General features: G+C 73.4%; 18 protein-coding genes. 5 read left to right on the forward strand and 13 right to left on the reverse strand.

What is annotated here, in order from left to right:
• Position 1: 1 nt before the first annotated feature.
• The 3 genes from TPA0908_RS29400 to tmk form a co-directional block, all read right to left on the reverse strand.
• Positions 2–331: a YbaB/EbfC family nucleoid-associated protein gene (locus tag TPA0908_RS29400; protein WP_281943503.1), complete on the reverse strand. Its 330-nt coding sequence runs from the start codon at positions 329–331 to the stop codon at positions 2–4.
• A gap of 150 nt (positions 332–481) precedes the next feature.
• Positions 482–1,837 (reverse strand): DNA polymerase III subunit delta', encoded by a 1,356-nt coding sequence (locus TPA0908_RS29405; RefSeq protein WP_281943505.1) that lies wholly within the window; start codon positions 1,835–1,837, stop codon positions 482–484.
• Positions 1,834–3,900, reverse strand: a complete 2,067-nt coding sequence (gene tmk, locus TPA0908_RS29410) for a dTMP kinase (RefSeq protein WP_374709277.1) — start codon at positions 3,898–3,900, stop codon at positions 1,834–1,836. Before tmk ends, TPA0908_RS29405 begins: the two co-directional genes overlap by 4 nt.
• A 306-nt stretch (positions 3,901–4,206) precedes the next feature.
• On the opposite strand from tmk, the gene TPA0908_RS29415 reads away from it, so the two are divergent.
• Positions 4,207–5,415 (forward strand): amino acid deaminase/aldolase, encoded by a 1,209-nt coding sequence (locus tag TPA0908_RS29415; RefSeq protein WP_281943509.1) that lies wholly within the window; start codon positions 4,207–4,209, stop codon positions 5,413–5,415.
• 75 nt (positions 5,416–5,490) lie between these two features.
• On the opposite strand, the gene TPA0908_RS29420 is transcribed toward TPA0908_RS29415, so the two are convergent.
• On the reverse strand, positions 5,491–6,066 hold the full coding sequence (locus TPA0908_RS29420; protein ID WP_281943818.1) for a TetR/AcrR family transcriptional regulator: 576 nt from the start codon (positions 6,064–6,066) through the stop codon (positions 5,491–5,493).
• 219 nt (positions 6,067–6,285) lie between these two features.
• On the opposite strand from TPA0908_RS29420, the gene TPA0908_RS29425 reads away from it, so the two are divergent.
• On the forward strand, positions 6,286–7,602 hold the full coding sequence (locus tag TPA0908_RS29425) for a D-arabinono-1,4-lactone oxidase (protein ID WP_281943511.1): 1,317 nt from the start codon (positions 6,286–6,288) through the stop codon (positions 7,600–7,602).
• 50 nt (positions 7,603–7,652) lie between these two features.
• Here TPA0908_RS29425 and topA read toward each other — a convergent pair whose 3' ends face one another.
• The 6 genes from topA to TPA0908_RS29455 form a co-directional block, all read right to left on the reverse strand.
• The gene (topA, locus tag TPA0908_RS29430) at positions 7,653–10,481 is read right to left on the reverse strand and encodes a type I DNA topoisomerase (protein ID WP_281943513.1); all 2,829 of its coding nucleotides are present in this window, start codon (positions 10,479–10,481) and stop codon (positions 7,653–7,655) included.
• 314 nt (positions 10,482–10,795) lie between these two features.
• Positions 10,796–11,410, reverse strand: coding sequence for a hypothetical protein (locus TPA0908_RS29435; RefSeq protein WP_281943514.1), 615 nt, complete (start codon positions 11,408–11,410; stop codon positions 10,796–10,798).
• The gene (locus TPA0908_RS29440; protein ID WP_107154714.1) at positions 11,401–11,940 is read right to left on the reverse strand and encodes a hypothetical protein; all 540 of its coding nucleotides are present in this window, start codon (positions 11,938–11,940) and stop codon (positions 11,401–11,403) included. Before TPA0908_RS29440 ends, TPA0908_RS29435 begins: the two co-directional genes overlap by 10 nt.
• Before the next feature lie 101 nt (positions 11,941–12,041).
• Positions 12,042–14,390 (reverse strand): sodium-translocating pyrophosphatase, encoded by a 2,349-nt coding sequence (locus TPA0908_RS29445; RefSeq protein WP_281943518.1) that lies wholly within the window; start codon positions 14,388–14,390, stop codon positions 12,042–12,044.
• Between the two features lie 294 nt (positions 14,391–14,684).
• Positions 14,685–15,122 (reverse strand): ATP-binding protein, encoded by a 438-nt coding sequence (locus TPA0908_RS29450; RefSeq protein WP_107154712.1) that lies wholly within the window; start codon positions 15,120–15,122, stop codon positions 14,685–14,687.
• Complete coding sequence (locus TPA0908_RS29455) at positions 15,122–15,472, reverse strand: STAS domain-containing protein (RefSeq protein ID WP_107154711.1); 351 nt, start codon at positions 15,470–15,472, stop codon at positions 15,122–15,124. The genes TPA0908_RS29450 and TPA0908_RS29455 overlap by 1 nt, the downstream gene beginning before the upstream one ends.
• A gap of 104 nt (positions 15,473–15,576) precedes the next feature.
• On the opposite strand from TPA0908_RS29455, the gene TPA0908_RS29460 reads away from it, so the two are divergent.
• From TPA0908_RS29460 to TPA0908_RS29470, 3 genes are all read left to right on the forward strand, one after another.
• Positions 15,577–18,198 (forward strand): DEAD/DEAH box helicase, encoded by a 2,622-nt coding sequence (locus TPA0908_RS29460; protein WP_374709278.1) that lies wholly within the window; start codon positions 15,577–15,579, stop codon positions 18,196–18,198.
• Positions 18,199–18,537: 339 nt separating this feature from the next.
• Entirely contained in the window at positions 18,538–18,744 is a 207-nt protein-coding gene (locus tag TPA0908_RS29465; RefSeq protein WP_107154710.1) for a hypothetical protein, read from the forward strand.
• Between the two features lie 208 nt (positions 18,745–18,952).
• The gene (locus TPA0908_RS29470) at positions 18,953–19,531 is read left to right on the forward strand and encodes an LURP-one-related/scramblase family protein (protein WP_281943524.1); all 579 of its coding nucleotides are present in this window, start codon (positions 18,953–18,955) and stop codon (positions 19,529–19,531) included.
• 100 nt (positions 19,532–19,631) lie between these two features.
• On the opposite strand, the gene TPA0908_RS31730 is transcribed toward TPA0908_RS29470, so the two are convergent.
• From TPA0908_RS31730 to TPA0908_RS29485, 3 genes are all read right to left on the reverse strand, one after another.
• Positions 19,632–19,967 carry an Rv3654c family TadE-like protein gene (locus TPA0908_RS31730; RefSeq protein ID WP_374709272.1) on the reverse strand — a complete coding sequence of 112 codons (336 nt, stop codon included), beginning with the start codon at positions 19,965–19,967 and terminating at the stop codon, positions 19,632–19,634.
• 389 nt (positions 19,968–20,356) lie between these two features.
• Complete coding sequence (locus tag TPA0908_RS29480; protein ID WP_374709273.1) at positions 20,357–20,767, reverse strand: TadE family type IV pilus minor pilin; 411 nt, start codon at positions 20,765–20,767, stop codon at positions 20,357–20,359.
• Positions 20,768–20,826: 59 nt separating this feature from the next.
• The gene (locus tag TPA0908_RS29485; protein WP_013283643.1) at positions 20,827–20,994 is read right to left on the reverse strand and encodes a DUF4244 domain-containing protein; all 168 of its coding nucleotides are present in this window, start codon (positions 20,992–20,994) and stop codon (positions 20,827–20,829) included.
• Positions 20,995–21,011: the final 17 nt, after the last annotated feature.

Raw genomic sequence — 21,011 nt, forward strand, 5'->3', positions numbered from 1 at the left:
GTCAGGCTCCCGCGAGCGGCCGGTAGGCCGCGAACGTCTCGTTGTGCAGCTTCTCCCGGGCCCACTGCGCCGCGTCCGCGGCGGCGCTCACCGCGGCCCGCACCGAACCGGCCACGTCACGCGGGTTGCGTTGGTGCAGCGGGCCGAGGAAGCGCACGTCGGTGATCCGCCCACCGGCCGTGACCACCACCTCGACGAGCCCGTCGGGTGACCGGACGGTGACCTCCACCGTGGCGACCGCCTCGTCGAACTCGGCCTGGAGCGTCTCGATGCGGCGGTAACGCCGCACCGCCTCCTCGATCCAGGCCTCGTCGATCTCCCCCCGCGCCATCGGCGGACTCCTCCCCGGTCGGCGCCGCCGCCCCACCCCGACGCCACCCTCACTGAGCGTGCCGCCTTGGTGACCACGGCATTCCCCGGACCGTACCGCACGTCAATCGCGCGTGTCGATGCCCTGTGGACAGCGTGGGGTGGGGTGGGGTCAGCCCCGCCAGAGCGACAACATCATCGCCTCGACCGCGATCCGCGGCTTGACGTTCGTCTCGATCGCCGCCCGGCACTCCAGCACCGCCTCCAGGCGGCGCAGCGAGCCCTCGGCGTCCCACTTCTGCGCGCCGGCGGCGGCCAGCGTCGCGGTGTCGGTGTGCACCGGGGCGACCGGCGCCCGCAGCGCCATGGTGAGCGCGTCCCGGTAGAAGCCGGCCAGGTCGACGAGCGCCCGGTCCAGCGCGTCCCGCTGGGCCCGGGTGGCCCGCGACTTCTGCCGCTTCTCCAGGTCCTTGAGCTGGCCGGCGGCGCCCCGCATGGCCCCGGCCGCACCCCGGCCGGTGCCGCCGGCGCCGAGCGCGGTCTGCAACGCCGCCCGCTCCGCCTCGTCGACCTCGGCGACCGAGGCGGCGGCCTCCGCCTCGGCGGCCTCGATCAGCGCCGAGGCGGCGTCGAACGCGGCGCCCACGCCGGTGAGCCGGCGCGGCACGGCCAGCACGGCGTCCCGCCGCTGCCGGGCCTCCGGGTCGCGGGCCAGCCGCCGGGCCCGGCCCACGTGCCCCTGGGCGGCTGCGGCGGCCCACTCGGCCACGTCCGGGGCGATGCCGTCCCGACGGACCAGCACCTCGGCCACCGCGCCGGCCGGTGGCTGGCGCAGCGGCACGACCCGGCACCGCGACCGGATGGTCACCGAGACGTCGTCCGGGTGGGTGGACGGGGCGCAGAGCAGGAATACCGTACGCGGAGGCGGCTCCTCGACCGCCTTGAGCAACGCGTTGCCGGCGGCCTCGGTGAGCCGGTCGGCGTCCTCGATGATCACGATCTGCCAGCGACCGCCGGAGGGCGTGCTCGCCGCCCGCAGCACCAGCGCGCGCATCTCGCCGACGCCGATGGAGAGCCCCTCGGGCACCACGAGCCGCACGTCGGCGTGGGTGCCGGCCAGCGTGGTGTGGCAGCCGGGGCAACGACCGCAGCCGGTGCCGTGCACGCACTGGAGCGCGGCGGCGAACGCCCGGGCGGCCACCGACCGGCCGGAACCGGGTGGCCCGGTGAAGATCCACGCGTGCGTCATCCCGGCACCGGGGTCGGCGGAGGCGGGGTCGGCGGTGGGCGCCGTCGCGCCCGGGTCGCCGGTCGCACCGGGCCCTTCCGGGTCGCCCGGCTCGTCGAACTGCTCGGCGAGCGCGTCGAGGTCGTCGTACCCGTCGGGGTCTCCGCCGCCGGTCGGGGCGCCCGCGCCGGCCGCCCCGAGGGTGGCGGCGCGCAGCAGCGCGGCGGCCGAGGCGGCGGCGCGCCGCAGCGTGGCCACCGCCTCGTCCTGCCCGACCAGATCGCCGAAGACGTCCGTCACTGTCGGCGTTGCTCCATCGTCACCAGCTCCGATTCGGATAACTCGGGCTGGACCGAGGTGTCCGGGCCCTGGGCCGGACGCGGGTGCACGATGCCGGCCGGGTCGACGAGGAACTCGTCCACCCGGCGGGCGACCGCGTCGGCGATCTCCTCGACCGGGCGGGACGCGTCGAGGACCAGGTAACGCTTCGGGTCGCCGGCGGCCAGGTCGAGGAACGCGTACCGGACCCGCTCGTGGAACGCCAGCGACTCGGCCTCCAGCCGGTCGGTGCCCTCCCGACGGGCCGTCACCCGGCCGAGCCCGGTGCGCGGCTCGACGTCGAGCAGGACCACCAGGTCGGGCTTGAGCCCCCCGGTGGCCCAGGAGGAGAGCCACGAGACCTCGTCCACCGGCAGCGTCCGGCCGGCGCCCTGGTACGCCAGCGACGAGTCGACGTACCGGTCACTGATCACCACCGCGCCCCGCACCAGCGCCGGGCGGACCACGGTGGCCACGTGGTGGGCCCGGTCGGCGGCGTAGAGCAGCGCCTCGGCACGCGGCGACGGCGCGTCGTCGGAGGTGGTGCCCAGCACCAGCGAGCGGATCCGCTCACCGACCCCGGTGGCGCCCGGCTCGCGGGTGACCACCACGTCCCGCCCGTCGCCGCGCAGCCGCTCGGCGAGCGCGGCGAGCTGGGTGGACTTGCCGGCGCCCTCGCCGCCCTCGAAGACCACGAAGAGGCCGGAGGAGACGAACGACTCGGCCGGCATCAGCGGGCGGCCCCGGATCGAGCCCCAGAGGTCGGCCAGGACCGGCACGCCCTTCTTGTCGTCCATCTGGCCGAACGCGCTGATCCCGGCGAAGATGCCGGCCGCGCCGGCGGCGAGCAGCAGCAGGCGGGTCGAGGAGATGGAGATGCCCAGGTCGGCGATGGTGAGCTGGCGGGAGCCGCCGACGCCGACCAGGAGGCTGCTCAGCGCGATGGCCAGGATCAGCACCAGCCGGGTGCCGATCTGCACCACCGCGAAGACCCGGCCGCGCACCTCGTCGGCGACCTCGCCGCCGAGCAGCGTGGTGCCGGCCAGGAACGCCATGCCGGCGCCGGCGCCGACCAGGATCGCGCCGAGGATGGCCATGGACAGGTGGATGGCGAACGCCAGCACCAGCACGGAGGCGCTGGCCAGCACGATGCTCATGCCGAACCAGCGGCGTCGGGACATGTCCCGCACGACCATCGGCCCCAGCCCGATGCCGAGCGCCAGGCCGACGAAGATCGCGCCGAAGAGCAGCGAGAACGCGGCGTCACCGGCGCCGAGCGAGTTGGCGAAGAACTTGCCGGTGCCGACCACGATACCGCCGCCGGCGAACGCGCCGAAGATGCCCAGCACCAGGCCACGGACCAGCGGCGTCTGGCCGATGAACTTCCAGCCGTCGGCGAACTGGCGGAACATGCTCTGCTCGGTGCGCTGGGCCTCGCCGCGCTGGGCCTCGCTGATCTCCTTGATCCCGAACGCCACCACCAGCGCGGTGGCCAGCCGGGAGAAGGCGTTGAACCAGAGCGCGAGCTGGGCCGGCTGGGCCCAGTCGGGCAGGTTGCCGCCGACCACGCCGGGCAGGCCGCGGGTCAGCACCGCCAGCGCGACGGCGGCGGCCACCGGGGTCAGGCCGTACGTGGTGATCAGCGTGAGCTGGTTGGCGGCCTCCAGCCGGGTACGCGGGATCAGGTTGGGGACCGCCGCCTCCTTGGCCGGGATCCACAGCAACGTGATCGACTCGATCAGGAAGGTGGCGATCAGCGCCCAGCCGACCACCAGGCCGCCCGCCGCGCCGGTGAGCGCGTAGAGCGGGATCGAGGCGAACAGCACGAAGCGCAGCAGGTCGCAGATGACCATCGTCCACCGGCGGTCGAACCGGTCGGCGAAGACGCCCGCCACCGGGCCGAGCACCAGCGCCGGCAGCAGCCGGATCGCGGTGACGCCGCCGAACGCCGCGCCCTGGGCGGTGCTGCCGGAGACCTGCGAGGCGGCGAACAGGGCGGTGGCGAGCAGGCCGAGCCAGTCGCCGAAGGAGGCGGCGCTGAGCACGATCCACAGCCGGCGGAACGGCCGGATGCGCAGCACCGAGCGGATGGCGGCGAACCCGGACCGGTCGGCGGCTGTCCCGGACGACGACACGCCGGACGACTCGCCGTTCTTCTGGCTTTCGATGGCCGTACCTCCACGTGCCGGCCCAGGTCTGGGCATCCCCGGTGGAACACTCTAGCCGCGCGGAGGGCGTCGCCCCCCGTGACATCGCCTGTTCGCCGAGCCTAGGCCGCCGGGACCACCGCCCGCAGCCCGGACAGACGCGAGGGTATTTCGCATTGCCGTCCGGACAGTTAGCGTGCAGACGTGGCCATCGACCGTGCCGAACTTCGCGATCGTCTCGACCGGGCGACCGCCCACCTCGACCCGCCGTACGCGGTGGTCGACCTCTCCTCGTTCGACGACAACGCCGACGCGCTGGCCGGCCGGGCCGGGGGCAAGCCGCTGCGCGTGGCGAGCAAGTCGGTGCGGGTCCGCGAGCTGCTCACCCGCGCGCTCAAGCGCCCCGGCTGGCGCGGTGTGATGGCCTTCACGCTGCCCGAGGCGCTCTGGCTCGCCCGCACCGGCGTCGCCGACGACGTGCTGGTCGCGTACCCGACCGCACACCGGGGGGCGCTCGCCGAGCTGGCCGCCGACCGGGCGCTCGCCGACGCGGTCACGCTCATGGTCGACGACGCCGGGCAGCTCGACCTGATCGACCGGGTGTGCCCGCCCGGCAGTCGGCCCGCGCTGCGTGTCTGCCTCGACCTGGACGCCTCCTGGCGACCACTGCGGGGCCGGGTGCACGTCGGCGTGCGCCGCTCCCCGGTGCACAGCGCCCGGGCGGCCGGCACGCTCGCCGCCGCCGTCGCCGGCCGGCCGGGCTTCCGGCTGGTCGGCCTGATGTCGTACGAGGCACAGATCGCCGGTCTCGGGGACGCCCCGCCCGGGCAGGCGGCGCTCGGCTCGGCGATCCGGGTCGCGCAGCGCGGGTCGTACCGGGAACTGCTGGCCCGCCGCTCGGCCGCGGTCGCCGCGGTCCGCGAGCACGCCGACCTGGAGTTCGTCAACGGCGGCGGCACCGGCAGCGTGGCCGCCACCAGCGCCGACCCGGCGGTCACCGAGGTCACCGCCGGCTCCGGCCTGTACGGCCCGACGCTGTTCGACGCGTACCGCGCCTGGCGGCCCACCCCGGCGGCGTTCTTCGCCTGCGCGGTGGTCCGCCGGCCGGCGCCCGGGCTGGCCACCGTGCTCGGCGGCGGCTGGATCGCCTCCGGCCCGGCGGCGGAGAGCCGGCTGCCCCGGCCGTGGCTGCCGGAGGGGCTGAAGCTGCTCGGCGCGGAGGGCGCGGGCGAGGTGCAGACCCCGCTCGCCGGCGACGCCGCGGACGACCTCCGGGTCGGCGACCGGGTGTGGTTCCGCCACGCCAAGGCGGGCGAGGTGTGCGAGCACGTCAACGAGGTGCACCTGGTCGACGGCGACGCCGTGGTGGCGACCGTGCCCACCTACCGGGGCGAGGGCCACGCGTTCCTCTGACCGGGCAGGAACAGGTCGGGACATGACGACGGCGGGCCCCGGCGCACTCTCAGAACCCGCCGCTCGGCGTGCCGCTCAGCCCTGTGGGACGGCCTCGGTCGGGGCGTCGACCTGACGGTGCAGGTACTCCCGGATGAGTGCCTTCGCCTCGACCAGCACCCGCTCGTCGCCGTCGGCACGGCGGCGGAACGCCAGCTTGATCAGGGCGTCGGCGGCCTCCACCGCGACCTCCAGGTGGAACCGCAGGTCGGGCACGCCGGCCAGACCGAACCGCTCGGTGAGCACGCGGGCGAGCTGCTCCGCGATGACCCCGTTGTTGTCGCGCTGGTCGTCCAGCAGGTGCAGGTCGACCACGTCGCCGAAGTGCAGGGTACGGAAACCGGGCACCGTGCGGTGCATCGAGATGTACTCGTCGATCGCCGCGTCGACCCCGTCCCACCAGTGGGTCAGGTCGTCCGAGGCGAAGCGCTCGTCGAGCCGCTGGAGGTAGGACTCCATGGTCCGCAACGTCAGCGCCTGCACGATCGCCCGCTTGTCCGGAAAGAACTGGTAGACCGACCCGATCGCCACCTCGGCGCGCTCGGCGAGCAGGGTCGTGGTCAACCCCTCGTACCCCACCTCGTCGACGAGCTCGGCGCAGGCGTCCAGCATCCGCTGGACCCGCGCGACACTTCGACCCTGCACCGGTACCCGACGCAGCGGCCCGGTCGTGGCGGCTGGTGTGGACACTCGGCGCCACCCCCCTTCGACGGTTGAACATATCCGCACGTCACGAGTCTGTGACTACCGGTACAACGAGCCGACCTCGATTGCGGTATTTACCAGGCACAACGTTCCTGATATGAATTCAGTTCATATTCATGTCGAGGAGTGTTCGCCATGGCCGGTAGCCCCGCCGACTGGTCCAACTGGGCCGGCAACCAACACAGCACGGCACTGGTCACCGCGCGACCCCGGAGCGTGGCGGACGTCGCCGAGGCGGTCCGCCGGGCCGCCGCCGCCGGCACCACCATCCGGGCGGTCGGTAGCGGTCACTCCTTCACCGCCACCGCCGTCGCCGACGGACACCGGCTCGACCTCGCCGACCTGGCGACCGACGTCACCGTCGACGTGGCGCGTCGCCTGGTCACCGTACCGGCCGGGATGACGCTGCACTCGCTCAACGACCTGCTCGCCGGTCACGGGCTGGCGGTGCCCAACCTCGGCGACATCGACGCGCAGACCGTCGCCGGCGCGATCTCCACCGGCACCCACGGCACCGGCGCGACACTCGGGTGCCTCTCCACGTTCGTGGCCGGCCTGACGCTGGTCACCGGCACCGGCGAGGTGCTCCGCTGCTCCGCCGACGAGCACCCCGACGTGTTCGACGCCGCGCGGGTCGGGCTCGGCGCGGTCGGCATCCTGGTCGAGGTCACGCTGCGCTGCGTGGACGCCTTCGTGCTGCGCGCACACGAACGGCCGGCCGTGCTCGCCGAGGTGCTGGCCGACCTGCCCGGCCTCCACCAGGCGCACGACCACGCCGAGTTCTACTGGTTCCCGTACACCGACCGGGTGCAGGTCAAGACCAACGACCGGGTGCCCGCCGACGACCGGCCGCTGCCCCGCTGGCGCGGCTGGCTGGACGACGAGTTCCTCGCCAACACCGTCTTCGCCGGGGCCTGCCGCCTCGGCCGCGCGGTGCCGGCGCTCGCGCCCGGCATCAGCGCCGTCTCCGCCCGGGCGCTCACCGAACGCACCTACACCGGCCGCTCCGACCGGGTCTTCTGCACCCCGCGCCGGGTCCGGTTCGTGGAGATGGAGTACGGGCTGCCGCGCGACGCGCTGCCCACCGCGCTGGCCGAACTGCGCCGGATCGTGGACCGGCTGCCGTTCAAGGTGCTGTTCCCGGTCGAGGTGCGGTTCACCGCCGCCGACGACATCTGGCTCTCCCACTCTTACGGGCGGGACTCCGCGTACGTGGCGGTCCACCAGTACGTGGGGATGCCGTACGAGCCGTACTTCCGCGCGTTCGAGCAGGTGGCCACCGAGCTGGGCGGTCGCCCGCACTGGGGCAAGCTGCACTGGCGCGACGCGGCCTCGCTGGCCCCCGCCTACCCGAAGTTCGCCGCGTTCCAGTCCCTCCGCACCCACCTGGACCCGCAGAACCTCTTCACGAACCCCTACCTGAAGCAGGTCCTCGGCTCCTGACCGAGATCGTGGTACGCGCCCGCCCCTCCCGGGGCGGATGCGTACCACGATTACTCCTTCGAAGTTGAGGACGCCTTCTTCGGGGCGGCCTTCTTCGCCGGGGCCTTCTTCGCGGCCGTGGTCTTCTTCACCGCGGCCGTCGTCTTCTTCGCGGCGGCCGTGGTCTTCTTGGCCGCCGTGGTCTTCTTGGCGGGAGCGGCCTTCTTGGTGGCCTTCTTCTTCGGCGCCGGGCCCTTCGCCCGCTTCTCGGCGAGCATCTCCGACGCCTCTTCCAGCGTCAGCGCCTCCGGCGTCTGCGCGCGCCGCAGCGACGCGTTGGTCTCCCCGTCCGTGACGTACGGCCCGAAGCGCCCGTCCTTGATCACCAGCGGCTTCTCGGTGAGCGGGTCGACGCCCATCTCCCGCAGCGGCGGCGCGGCGGCCCGGCGCTGGCGGGTCTTCGGGGCGGCCAGCAGCGCCAGCGCCTCGTCCAGCGTGACGGTGAACATCTTGTCTTCCGAGTCCAGCGAGCGGAACTCGTCACCACGCTTGACGTACGGGCCGTAGCGGCCGTTGTTGGCGAAGACCTCCCCGCCGTCCGGGGCCACGCCCACCAGTCGGGGCAGGCTGAGCAGCCGCAGCGCCTGCTCCAGCGTGAGGTCGTCCGGCGACTGCGAACGCAGCAGCGACGACTTCCGCTCCCCGCTGGCCACGTACGGGCCGTAACGGCCGGACTTCAGCAGGATCGGCTCGCCGGTCGACGGGTCGTCGCCGAGCTTGCGCTCACCCCCGCCGCCGAGGAACAGCTCGTGCACCTTCTCCGGGGTCAGCTCATCGGGCGCCAGGCCCTCCGGGATCGGCGCCCGGTCGCCCTGGGAGCCGCCCTCCTCGCCCTCGGCCGGGGCGGCCGGCGCCTGCTGCTCGCCGGGCACCGCCCGCTGGAGGTAGGGGCCGTACCGGCCGACCCGGACGACGACCTCCCGCCCCTCGTCGTCGGTGAACAGCGGGATCGAGTTGACGCTGCGCGCGTCGATGTCGCTCAGGTTCTCGGTGACCAGCTTCTTCAGCCCACCGGCGTGCGCGATGGCCTGGTCGCCGGCGCCGTTGGCGCTGCCGAAGTAGAACGAGGTGAGGAAGTCGACCGCGGCGTGGTCGCCGCCGGCGATCTCGTCCAGCTCGTTCTCCATGCTGGCGGTGAAGTCGTAGTCGATCAGGCGCGGGTAGTGCCGCTCCATCAGCCCGATCACCGCGAACGCCAGGAACGTCGGGATCATCGCCTGGCCGCGCTTGGTGACGTAACCGCGGTCCTGGATGGTCTGCATGATCGAGGCGTACGTGGAGGGGCGGCCGATGCCCAGCTCCTCCAGCGCCTTGACCAGCGACGCCTCCGTGTAGCGCGACGGCGGCTGGGTGTGGTGGCCCTGCGCGGCCAGCTCGTCGGCGGTCAGCGGCTGGTCCTTGACCAGGGTGGGCAACCGCCGCTCGGCGTCCTCCGCCTCGGCGTTCTCGTCGTCGCTCGACTCGACGTACGCGCGCAGGAAGCCCGGGTCGGTGATGGTCTTGCCGGTGGCGCCGAAGTCGGCCTCCTCCTGCGCGGAGGAGACGGCCCGGATGCGCACCGACACGCTGGAGCCGACCGCGTCGGTCATCTGCGAGGCGATGGTGCGCCGCCAGATCAGCTCGTAGAGCTTGAACTCCTCGCCGGACAGCTCCTTGGCCACGTCGCCCGGGGTGCGGAAGTTGTCGCCCGCCGGACGGATCGCCTCGTGCGCCTCCTGCGCGTTCTTCACCTTGCCGGTGTAGCGGCGGGGCTCCGGCGGCACGCTGCGCTCGCCGTACAGCTCGACGATCTGCCGGCGGGCCGCCGCGATGGCGGTCTCCGACAGGTTCACCGAGTCGGTACGCATGTAGGTGATGTAGCCGTTCTCGTAGAGCCGCTGCGCGGTGCGCATCGTCTGCTGGGACGAGAACCGCAGCTTGCGGGCCGCCTCCTGCTGGAGCGTGGAGGTGATGAACGGCGCGTACGGGCGTCGGCGGTAGGGCTTCTCCTCGACCCGGGTGACCGTGAACGGCCGGGCCGCCAGCCGGGCGGCAAGCCCTCTGGCCCCGCCCTCGTCGAGGTGGACCACCCCGGCGCCGGGCCTGACGCGACCCGTGGTCGGCTCGAAGTCCTTGCCGGTGGCGATCCGGTCGCCGTTCAGCGCGACGAGCGTGGCGTTGAACGTGCGCGGACCCTCGCCCGGCTTCGCCACCGCGAGGGTGGCCAGGATGTCCCAGTACTCGGCGGTGCGGAACGCCATCCGCTGGCGCTCCCGCTCGACCACGATCCGGGTCGCCACGGACTGCACCCGGCCCGCCGAGAGCTTCGGCATGACCTTCTTCCACAGCACCGGGGAGACCTCGTAGCCGTAGAGCCGGTCCAGGATGCGCCGGGCCTCCTGGGCGTCGACCAGGTCGCGGTCGATCTCCCGGGGGTTGGCCACCGCGGCCTGGATGGCCGGCTTGGTGATCTCGTGGAAGACCATCCGCTTGACCGGCACCTTGGGCTTGAGCGTCTCCACCAGGTGCCAGGCGATCGCCTCGCCCTCGCGGTCCTCATCCGTGGCCAGGAAGATCTCGTCGACCTCCTTGGCCAGCTTCACCAGCTTGTTGATCTGCTGGCGGCGGTCGGCCGAGACCACGTAGAGCGCGTGGAAGCCGTTGTCGACGTCGACGCCGAGCCGCGCCCACGGCTCGCCCTTGTACTTCGCCGGCACGTCGGCGGCGTTGCGGGGCAGGTCCCGGACGTGGCCGAAGCTGGCCTCCACGACGTACCCCGGGCCGAGGTAGCCCGAGATCGTCTTGGCCTTCGCCGGTGACTCGACGATGACCAGACGGGTGGTTCCAGCGTTGCTCGGCACGTCTCTCCCCGACCTCACTCCTACGCCACGCCCGCTCCGGGCCGTGTTGCACCACCCGGACCGCGGTCGGCCCGGACGTCCAACGTAACGCGCCGTCCGCGCCCCGGGTTTCGTGGGCGGCGAACGGGCCGCCTCCCCGGCGGTCGCCGGCCGCACCCTGCCGGACGGCGCCACCGTACACCGTGGGTAGGGCGCCGGGCGGGTCACTGTGACGATCACACACCCCCCGGCGGAGGCGGCTCCAGTCGAATTCCTGCGCAAACCGCCGCCGGGACGGTCGGCGATCGGACAGCCGGCGGGGTTGCGCCGACGGGTCAGCCGTGCGGGCCCGGCCAGTCGGCGGCCGGCGCGGCCGGCGGCCGTTCCCCCACCAACTCCGCCAGCCGGGTCACCCGCCGCCCACCGATCCGGTACGCGGGGCCGCCCTCACCCGGCTCCACGAACGCGGCCGGCAGGCCCACCGCGGCCAGCGCGGCGCGCACCGCCTTCCAGCACTGCTCGTCGGCCGGGCCGAGCCCGAGGCGGAACCCGGCCGGTTCGGCGGCCCCGGCCGCGGCGGCCCAGAGCCGTAACCGCCGCCCGTCGAGGTGGAACCGGGCCGGCGGTCGCTTCGCCGCGCCGTGCAGCCAGCCCCGGGCGAGCGGCGTCAGCGTGCTCGCGTACGCGGTGCGCACCCGGTACCGGCCGTCCCCGGTCGGCTCCCAGCCCGCCGGCACGCCCCGGGCACCCAGCTCGGCCACCAGCACGTGCACCCGCCAGGCCGCGTCCACCACCACGGAGAGCCGGGCCGTGCCGCCCATCCGCACCACCTCACCCGGCCCGGCGAGCAGGCCGGCGAGGTCCGCCAGCGCGGGATCGGCCGCCTCGGTGGAGAACAGCGAGGGCTGGCGGGCCGGGTTCGGATTCGGGGAGGGTGGCGTCAGCGACACTCCGGGACCTCGTCGAAGGCCTCTTTGAGTTCGGGTGAGTTGAGTTTGCTGGTGTCCAGCGCGCTCGCGTCGTACTCCTGGTTCAGCGTGTCCACGGCGGCGCGCACGCCGTCGTAGAACGGGCCGGCCTGGGCGGTGTCGAGCCGGTCGATGGTGGTCCGCGCCCGCCCGTACGCGTCCCGCATCTTGCTCAGCGAGCCACGGAACCCGGCGGAGACCTCGGGGCCGTGGTCGACCTCCGGCACGCCCGCCTCCTCGACCTTGCGTCGGGCCGTCTCGCTGGCCTGCTCCGCCCCGGCGAACAACCGCACCAGGTTCTCCTTGGCCTGCGGCGGGGTGGTCTGCGCGGTCATCTGCTGCCGGGTGCTGCTGGTCAGCTTGGAGATCTCCGCGCGCCACGGGGTGAGCGCCTGGCACACCGACGCGGCCCAGGCCCGTGGGCTGGGCCCGCCGCAGCCGGCGGCGACGAGGACCAGCGTGGCCAGGACCACCGTGAGCTTTCCGGCGGTTGCCGCCCGGCGCGTACGCATGCGATGCAGCGTACGACCTCCGGGGGGAACCGCCACCGGTCAGGTTTCGTGCACGGGATGGTTCCCGGCCGACCGGGGCCGGCCGGGAACCGTCCCGTCGGTCAGGCGCCCACCGTCTCCGTGCGCTGGCCCGGGGTGCCCGCACCGTGGTCCGAGCTGTCCATGGCCACGCCCTTGCGCTTGCTGAACACCACCGCCGCCGCGATGATCAGCGCGGCCACCACGGCGATCGTGATCCGCAGCGCGGGGTTCTTGTCGTCGCCCACGCTCCAGGCCACCACGGCCGGCGCGATCAGCAGCGAGACCAGGTTCATCACCTTGATCAGCGGGTTGATCGCCGGGCCGGCGGTGTCCTTGAACGGGTCGCCGACCGTGTCGCCGATGACCGTGGCGGCGTGTGCCTCGGAGCCCTTGCCGCCGTACGCGCCGTCCTCGACCAGCTTCTTGGCGTTGTCCCAGGCGCCACCGGAGTTGGACAGGAAGACCGCCATCAGCGTGCCCGCGCCGATCGCGCCGGCCAGGTAGGAGGCGAGCGCGCCCGGGCCGAGGCCGAAGCCGACCGCGATCGGGGCCAGGATGGCCAGCAGGCCGGGGGTCAGCAGCTCGCGCTGCGCGTCCCGGGTGCAGATGTCCACGACCTTGCCGTACTCGGGACGCTGGGTGCGGTCCATGATGCCGGGCAGCTCGCGGAACTGCCGGCGGACCTCCATCACCACGGCGCCGGCCGAGCGGGAGACCGCGTTGATGGCCAGGCCGGAGAAGAGGAAGACGACGGCCGCGCCGATGATCAGGCCGACCAGGTTGCGCGGGTTGGCCACGTTCAGCGCGTTGAGGATCTCGGTGCCGACGTCGCCCACACCCGCGTCGGAGTACGAGGTCCGCAGCGTGTCGGTGTACGAGCCGAACAGCGCGGTCGCGGCCAGCACCGCGGTGGCGATCGCGATGCCCTTGGTGATCGCCTTGGTGGTGTTGCCGACCGCGTCCAGCTCGGTGAGCGTGCGCGCGCCGTGCTCGTCGATGTCACCGGACATCTCGGCCACGCCCTGCGCGTTGTCCGAGATCGGGCCGAACGTGTCCATCGCGACGATGACGCCGACGGTGGTGAGCAGGCCGGTGCCGGCCAGCGCGACCGCGAACAGCGACAGCGTGATCGAGCTGCCGCCGAGCAGGAACGCGCCGAAGACGCCGGCGCCGATCAGCAGCGCCGAGTAGACCGCCGACTCCAGGCCGATGCTGATGCCGGCCAGGATGACGGTGGCGGCGCCGGTCTGCGAGCTCTTGCCGATGTCCTGCACCGGGCGGCGGTTGGTCTCGGTGAAGTAGCCGGTCAGCGCCTGGATCGCGGCGGCCAGCACGATGCCGATCACGACCGCGCCGATGGCCACCAGCCGCGGGTTGCGGTCGACGTCGGTCAGCCCGCCCTCCAGCTCGCCGAACGTGGCCGGCAGGTACGCGAACGCGGCGATCGCCACCAGCACCGCGGCGATCACCGCGGAGAGGTAGAAGGCCCGGTTGATCGCGGTCAGGCCGTTGCGGTCGCTGGCGCGCAGCCGGGTGATGAACACGCCGACGATGGCGACCAGCACGCCGATGGTGGAGATGATCAGCGGGAAGACCAGGCCGTCCTCGCCGAACGCGGCCCGGCCCAGGATCAGCGCGGCGACCAGCGTGACCGCGTACGACTCGAACAGGTCGGCGGCCATGCCGGCGCAGTCACCGACGTTGTCGCCCACGTTGTCGGCGATGGTGGCGGCGTTGCGCGGGTCGTCCTCCGGGATGCCCTGCTCGACCTTGCCGACCAGGTCGGCGCCGACGTCCGCGGCCTTGGTGAAGATGCCGCCGCCGACCCGCATGAACATGGCCAGCAGCGCGGCGCCGAAGCCGAAGCCCTCCAGCACGGTCGGCGCGTCGCCCCGGAACAGGATGACGACGAGCGCCGCACCGAACAGGCCGAGGCCGACGGTGAGGAAGCCGACCACGCCGCCGGTGCGGAAGGCGATCTTCATGGCGCCCTCGCGGCCACCTTCGCGCTCCCGCGCGGCGGCGGCGACCCGCAGGTTGGCGCGGGTGGCCAGCCACATGCCGGCGCCGCCGATGAACGCGCTGAACAGCGCACCCACCACGAAGAACGCCGACCGGCCGATCTTCACCAGCGTCTGGTTCCCGTCGGTGTCGTGCACCGGCAGCAGGAACAGCAGCACGACGGCGATCACCACGAAGATCGCCAGGGTGCGGAACTGCCGCAGCAGGTACGCGGACGCGCCCTCCTGCACCGCCCCGGAGATCTCCTGCATGTTGGTGGTTCCCGTACCGGCTGCCAGTACCGCCTTGGTCAAGGCGGCGGCGAAGACGAGCGCCACCAGCGCGATGACCGCGGCGATGACGACGTACGTCACGTTGGCTCCGGTAAGGGACAGTGCGCCGCCGTCGGCGGCCAAGGTCCCGGACATCTGTGTCCTCCTGTACCGAACACTCGCGTCGGCTCGTGGAGACGCACGGGCCGACGCCTGGATGCGAACTCGCCAGCGCGCGCCATCCACCCGTTCCCGCTGGCTGCGGGGAGCGATCACTTGCTGACAACCCGGGTACTGTAGCCCTCCGGCGTGGTGAGGGTCACAGCGAGGGGGCACCGTGTCTCGATGATCTTCGTAACTGTGTTATGCGAGGAAATCTGATATATAGGCCGGTCAACACGACGAGGCCGCGCTCCCCGTGCGGGGAACGCGGCCTGCGGAACGATCGGATCAGCCGCGGCCGGTCGGCCAGGCCATCCGGACCTCGGTGCCGACACCCTCGTCGACCGGGCGGACCTGGAGGTCCTCCACGAAACCGGCGAGCAGGGCGAACCCCACGCCGGTGGTCAGCGCGTCCTCGCTGAGCGACTCCTTCGCCAGCTCGTCCGGGCCGAGCGCGGCCAACCCGAGACCCGCCTCGATCGGGGCCCGGTCCACCACCCGCACCGTGTACGGCCCGCCGTCGGACATCTCCACGTAGACCAGCTCCGCCAGCCCGTACTGCCGGTGCAGCGCGACCGCCCGGGTGCACGCCTCACCGATGGCCAGCCGCACCTCGTCGAGCAGGTCCTCGCGGACCCCGGCCCGCCGCGCCACCGCGACCCCGACCAGGCGGGCGGTGCGCACGTGCACCGGCGCCGGTGAGAAGGAGAGCTTGACGGTGGCCATCACGCGCCGGTGGTGTCGGCGGCGATGGCCGCGTCGACCGTCGGGTGCAGCGGGAAGACCTGATCCAGGGCGGTGATGCGGAAGATCTTGAGCAGCGGCTCCTTGTCGCAGACCAGCGCGAACGAGCCGCTGGCCGACCGGAGCCGCTTGAGCGCGCCGACCAACACGCCGAGGCCGGTCGAGTCGAGGAAGTCCACCCGACCCAGGTCCACCACCACGTGGCGGGCCCCTCCGTCGATCAGCTCGATGAGCCGTTCCCGCAGGCGGGGTGCGGTGTAGACATCCACCTCACCGCCGACCTCGAGCACCGTGTGCTCCCCCACGGTGCGGGTCGCCAGCGACAGCTCCATCGGCCCCTCCTCGGTAAACTCTCCTGGGCATCTAACCATCCCCCCGTGCGACCGCTTCGGGTCACCGGCCCGGCCCTCCCCATACCCCGACCCGGCGGTTCCCAATTCCGAACACCAGTGCGAGAGTGCAGGACGTGACCGACGACAGCCCCGGCCCGAGGCGTACGCCGGACGAGCTGCTGCGCCGGCTGCGGCTGCGCCACGCCACCGACCCGGTCACCCACGTCGAGCGGGTGCCGGCCCGCGTCGGCGAGCCGGCGCCGTGGCCCGACTGGGCGCCCGCGGAGCTGCGGGCGGCGTTCGCGCGACGCGGCGTGGTCGCGCCGTGGCGGCACCAGGCCGAGGCCGCCGAGCTGGCGTACGCGGGGCAGCACGTCGTCGTCGCCACCGGCACGGCGTCCGGCAAGTCGCTGGCCTACCAGCTTCCCGCGCTGAGCACGCTGCTCGCCGACCCACGCGCCACGGTGCTCTACCTGGCCCCGACCAAGGCGCTCGCCGCCGACCAGCTCCGCGCCGTCGCCGGCCTGGACCTCGACGGGGTACGCCCGGCCACCTACGACGGCGACACCCCGCGCACCGAACGGGAGTGGATCCGTCGGCACGCCCGGTTCGTGCTCACCAACCCGGACATGCTGCACCACGGCATCCTGCCCGGGCACGCCCACTGGTCCGGCTTCCTGCGCCGGCTCGCGTACGTCGTCATCGACGAGTGCCACACCTACCGGGGCGTCTTCGGCTCACACGTCGCGCACGTGCTGCGGCGGTTGCGTCGACAGTGCGCCCGCTTCGGGCGTACGCCCGTCTTCCTGCTGGCCTCGGCCACGTCGGGCGACCCGGCGACGGCGGCCGGGCGGCTCACCGGCCTGCCCGTCACCGCCGTCACCGAGGACACGTCGCCGCGCGGCGGGGTGACGTTCGCGCTCTGGGAACCGCCGCTGCTGCCGCCCACGGATTCGTCTGTTGACGCTGATCTCGTCCAGGTCCGGCGCTCCGCGCTGCGGGAGACCGCCGACCTGCTCGCCGACAGCGTGGTCGAGGGCGTCCGCACGCTCGCGTTCGTCAGGTCCCGCAAGGGCGCCGAGGTGGTCGCCGCGAACGCGCGGCGGTCGCTCGACGAGGCGGTGCCGGGGCTGGGCGACCGGGTCGCCGCCTACCGGGCCGGCTACCTGCGCGAGGAGCGTCGCGAGCTGGAACGGGCGCTGCTGCACGGCGACCTGCTCGGGCTCGCCTCCACCAACGCGCTCGAACTCGGCGTCGACCTGGTCGGGCTGGACGCGGTGCTGATCTGCGGCTGGCCCGGCACCCGCGCCTCGCTCTGGCAGCAGGCCGGCCGGGCCGGGCGTTCCGGCGACGAGGCGCTCGCGGTGCTGGTGGCCCGCGACGACCCGCTCGACACCTATCTCGTGCACCACCCGGAGGCGCTGTTCGGGCGTCCCGTCGAGGCCACCGTGCTCGACCCGGCCAACCCGTACGTGCTCGCGCCGCAACTCGCCTGCGCCGCGCACGAGGCCCCGCTCACCGCCGCCGACCTGGACCTGTTCGGCGACGGCGCGAAGGAGGCGGTGGACTCGCTGGTCGAGGCGGGCGCGCTGCGGCAGCGGCCCACCGGCTGGTACTGGCGGCACCGGGAACGCCCCGAGGTGGACCTGCGCGGCGAGGGCGGCGCCCCGGTCTGCGTGGTCGAGGAGTCCACCGGGCGGCTGCTCGGCACCGTCGACGGCGGCTCCGCGCACTTCCTGCTCCACACCGGCGCGGTCTACCTGCACCAGGGCGTCTCGTACGTGGTCGACGCGCTCGACCTGGCCGACGGCTGCGCGCTGGTGCACGCCGAGGAGCCGGACTGGTCCACCCACGCCCGCGACGTCACCTCGCTGTCCGTGGTGTCCGTCCGCTCGTACGTCGACGCCGGCCCGGTCGGGCTGTTCCTCGGCGAGGTGGACGTGACCAGCCAGGTGGTGTCGTACCAGCGCCGGCGCATCGCCACCGGCGAGGTGATCGACACCCGCCCGCTGGACCTGCCCGCGCGCGAGCTGCGTACGGTCGCGGTCTGGTTCACGCTCTCGCCGGAGTCGCTGGCTCGTGCCGGCGTCGAGGCCGCCGACGTGCCGGGCGCGCTGCACGCCGCCGAACACGCCGCGATCGGCCTGCTGCCGCTGATGGCGACGTGTGACCGCTGGGACATCGGCGGGTTGTCGACCGCCCTGCACCCGGACACCGAAGCCCCGACCGTGTTCGTCTACGACGGTCACCCCGGCGGGGCGGGCTTCGCCGAGCGCGCTTACCGGACGGCCGCCGCCTGGCTGCGCGCCACCCGCGACGCGATCGTCGAGTGCGGGTGCGAGACCGGGTGCCCGTCCTGCGTCCAGTCCCCGAAGTGCGGAAACGGCAACAACCCGCTGGCCAAGCCGGAAGCCGTCAAGGTCCTCGACGTGGTGCTCACCAACCTCGCCGCCGCGTCGAGCAGCACGACGCCCGTCGACGCGACGGACGGCAGCACGACGCCCGTCGACGCGACGGACGGCAGCACGGCGGCCGTCAGCGCGGCGGACGGCAGCGCGACGGGCGTCCATGCGGTGGGCGTCGATGCGGCGGCGGGCGGTGGCTTGCCGGGTGACGTCGCGGCGGATGACGGGTCGGGGCCAGGGGCGGAGCGCGACGGGGTGCTGCCACGGCAGGACGACCGGGCAGCCCGGCGATCGGCGACCGACCGCATCACGACGGACTGACCTCGCCAGATCACTCGTCACCACCTCGGCCCACCGAGGCGGTGACGCCAGCGAGCGAGGACTGTTCCCGTCACCGACGCGCCGCCCGATGCTCACCCGGCGCAGGCCCCACCGTCCCCATCGATCTTGCAGTTTCGGCCCCCACCTCGCCCTCTTTGCCCGGTACGCCTGGGCGCAAGGTGCAAGATCGACGGGGCGGGTCAGCGGGAGGAGTGAGTCTGGTGGGTGGGACGGGGCATGAGGACGGGCGTTGCGGGGCATTGATGTATGGGAGCGCTTCCATGCATCATTCCGGTAGCGCAGACGCGACCCGAGACCCGTCCCGCCGGAGGTGCCGCCGTGGCCGACACGATCGCCGAGACCGTCGAGCTGCTCTACACCATCGACCAGGAAAGCCTCACCCCGGACCAGCAGATAGCGCTGGGTACCGCGCTGGCGAACCTGGCCCAGGCGGAGCGGCTGGACCAGATCAACGAACGCCTGCGCGGTATCCACCAGGTGCTCAACACGTGGGCGATGAAGGCCACGGTCGACGGCGGACGCTGACCGCCCGTCGCGGCACGAACCGCTGTGCGGTGAGCGCGGTCGGACCGGGGGGCGTCTCGCCAGCTCACCGGGAGGACGGTGTCGGACGATGACCGGCACCGTCACTTCGGTGCGCGGGAGTCGATCAAGGTCACCGGCAGGGCGGACCAGCGGTGCGCGCTGGTGGCGGCGCTGTGCGACACTCCGGCGACCCCTCGAAGGAGATCAGATGTCGCTCGACAGCCTGCAGGCCCAACACCGGTTCATCGTCCGCCAGCGGATCCGGATGATGGTCAACCAGTACGAGGTGCACGCCGTGGCACCGGACGGCTCCGAGGGCGGGCTGCTCGCGTTCGCGCAGCAGAAGCGGCTCGCCTTCAAGGAGCAGGTCACCATCTACACCGACGACACCAAGCAGTACCCCCTGCTCGGGTTCAAGGCCCGCCAACGGCTCGACCTCGGCGCCACCTACGACGTGACCGACCACGCCGGCACCCCGATCGGCCTGTTCCGCAAGGACTTCGCCCAGTCGCTGCTGCGTTCGACCTGGCACGTCGAGCAGCCCGGTCTGCCGCCCGCGACGGGACAGGAGCGCAGCCTGCCGGTGGCGCTGCTGCGCCGCTTCGTCGACTCGCTCTCCTGGCTGCCCTACCACTTCGACTTCCTGGCCGGCGGCCAGCCGGTGTTCTCGGTCGACAAGAAGTGGGGCCTGCGCGACCGGTACGTCGTCGACATCCAGCACCCGCACATCGATCGCCGCCTGGTCATCGCCATGGCGGTGGGCCTGGACGCGCTCCAGTCCCGCTGACGCCGACGTCGACCGGTGCGGCCCGTCGCGGCGGGCTCCACCGGTCGACCGCTGGCTAGGTTCATCGGCCGACTGCCGAGTCTCCAGTCGGCAATGATGATCATGGCGTGGCGGCGAGTTCGCGCGCCGGGCCGGCCCGGGACGTGGCGGTGGCGACGCGGGTCAACCCGGGTAGCGGCGTGACCCGCACGTGCGCCGTGACGATCAGGTCGAGGCCGTCGACCCGGCACCCGGTCATCCGGCCGGCGTTGGCGGACACCAGCGCGTCGGCCGACCCGCAGGCAGCGTCCGCCCCGTCGAGCACCCGGCTCGCGCCCGCGAGCGCGCCGAAGTCGGCCGCCACCCGGGCCTGGTGGCGGGCGCAACGGGCGGCCCCGAGCCCGGCGCCGAACAACCCGACGAGCACGAACACCAGGCCGATGGCGAGCAGGCACACGGTCGCCCCACCCCGCTCGGACGCCGACCAGCCGGTGGGTTGTCCGCGTGCGTGCGGTCCATCAAAGCTCGACCCGTCGGGGCTCGGCCCGGCAAGGTTCGGCCTGTCAGGGCTCGGCCTGTCAGGGCTCGACCCGGCAGGGTGCGGCCTGTCAGGGCTCGGCCCGGCGAGGTCCGGCCCGGCGAGGCGCAGCCCGGCAGGGGCCGATCCGGCAAGGTGAATCCCGGCCGGGTCCGACAGCTCATCCGGGTGCGGCTCCCGATCGGCCGAACTGACGGTCGGTGACAAGGTCTCCAGCTTCCCCAGCTTCCCCAGCCGCCCCGGCGTTCCCGGCCTCGCCGGCGTTCCCGGCCTCGCCGGCATTTCCGGCCTCGCCGGTGTTTGCGGCGTCACGGCGTCGGCCCGGGAGCGCCGGGTTCCACGGCGGCCACCGCGACGCCGGAGACGGTCGACCGGGGCAGCCTCGTGCCGAACGTCCGCACGGGTGCCCGGACGGTCGCGGTCACCCGGTCACCGGTCACGGTCAGCGTCACCTCCGCGCCCGCCGGGGCGTACCGGGTGGCGGCGGGTGGGCCCGGCTCGCCCCGTGCGGCGGCGAGTGCCGCTTCCCGGGCCGCGTCGACGCAGCCGGCACGCGTGGTCACCGCGTCGACCGCGGTGAGGCCGGCGACGAGCAGGAACATCAACGCCGGCAGGCCGACCGCCAGCTCGGCGGTGAACGAGCCCCGTTCCCGGGCGTCCCAGGGGCGACGGCGGGCAGCGCCGCACCGGACGCCGTACGGCGCCCCGCCACTTGCCACCGGGGCGGCCGGAACGTGGGCGCACCGGCCACGGTGTCGACCGGCCCACCGGCGCCCGGTCACTTCAAGGCCCGGTCGATGACAGCGGTCAGCGCGGACTGCACGTTCCCGGAGGTGAGCACCTTCAGCAGGATGCCGGCGAAGGCGACCGCGGCGAGGGTGCCCACGGCGTACTCCGCGGTGTTCATGCCGGCGTCACCCCGCAGTCGGGTAAGGAGCTTGCGCATGTCGTACGTCCCTTCTC

Origin of the sequence: Micromonospora sp. AKA38, assembly GCF_027925725.1 — a bacterium.
Taxonomy (GTDB): Bacteria; Actinomycetota; Actinomycetes; order Mycobacteriales; family Micromonosporaceae; genus Micromonospora.